2 protein-coding genes are annotated in these 1,244 nt (G+C 54.5%); both read right to left on the minus strand.

What is annotated here, in order from left to right; genetic code table 11:
• Positions 1-881: IS3 family transposase (locus ABRP88_RS11330; RefSeq protein WP_023027936.1), on the minus strand; the 881-nt coding region annotated here is incomplete at its 3' end.
• Positions 878-1,195: a transposase gene (locus ABRP88_RS11335; RefSeq protein WP_013887466.1), complete on the minus strand. Its 318-nt coding sequence runs from the start codon at positions 1,193-1,195 to the stop codon at positions 878-880. The genes ABRP88_RS11335 and ABRP88_RS11330, both read right to left, overlap by 4 nt.
• Positions 1,196-1,244 lie beyond the last annotated feature (49 nt).

Here is a 1,244-nt window from a genome sequence, read left to right on the forward strand (position 1 = left end):
TGCTGGTCCCAAAATTCGGTTTCCACTTCAGCTGGCGTGCGGTAGCCCAAGCTTTGGTGAAGCCTCGTCTCGTTCCACCATGACACCCACTCAAACGTCGCGATTTCCACCTCGACAACCTCATCCCACCTGCGAGTATGGATCAGCTCGTTTTTGTAGGAACCATTAACGTTTTCCGCCAGAGCATTGTCATAGGAGTCGCCAACAGTTCCGGTGGAAGCGGCAATCCCGTGCTGGGCAAGACGCTCGTTGTAGACAACGCTGACATACTGCGAGCCGTGATCCGAATGATGAATGAGACCTGTTGTTTCCTCAGCAGACGCGATCGCCTGGTTGAGAGCTTGCAGCGGCAACGCTTCGGTGCGCATGGAATCTGATAACGCCCACCCAACGATCCGTCGGGAGTAAACATCGGTGACAAACGCGGCATACACAAAGCCTTTCTTCGTGCGCACGTAGGTAATATCAGCCACCCACAGCTTGTTCGGGCCTTCGGCTTTGAATTCTCGCTCCACCAAGTCCGGGCGCAAATCCGGCCTTTGAGGTGTGCGAGTGGTCATAGGCGAGCGGCCTTTGCCTTTGCCTGATACACCGGCTAGACGCATCAGCCGCGCGGTTTGTTCACGACCGATATCGATTCCGTCACGATGAAGAGCATGCCACATTTTCCGCACACCGTAGATGCCGTAATTATCCCGATGGATAGCACTAATGCGTTCAACCAGCACAGCATCACGAAGGCCGCGAGCACTTACCCCACGGGCCTTGGACTGACGATACCCACGCGAGGTGATGAACCCACCAGCGCGGTTTTTCTTCAACGTCTTACAGATGAACTCGACAGAGAAACGATTCCGGTATTCATCGATGAACCGGATCATTTCCGACGTTTTGGGTCGAGTTCCGACGCGAAAAAAGCTGAGGCAGCCTTTAAAAGTTCATTGGTGTCGCGTAGCTCTTGATTTTCACGGCGAAGCCTCGCGTTTTCGGCGGCCAGATCTTCAGGCACGGGTTCTGGGATGTTTCCCGCACGGCGGGCCTGTTGGGTCCATTGACGGGCTGTGTGCCATGACACCCCCAGCTTTGGGGCTACTGCCTGGCACGCGGCTTGCATCGACATATTTTCCGCCAAGATGCGGTCCTCTACAAGACGGACCACACGATCCTTCGCATCCTGGTCAAATTTTCTTGGCATATTCCAGATTTCCCATCTACTCAAACGGAACAAAACCTGGGACACTTCA

It is taken from the genome of Corynebacterium sp. KPL2734, assembly GCF_040225595.1.
GTDB classification, from domain to species: Bacteria; Actinomycetota; Actinomycetes; order Mycobacteriales; family Mycobacteriaceae; genus Corynebacterium; species Corynebacterium rhinophilum.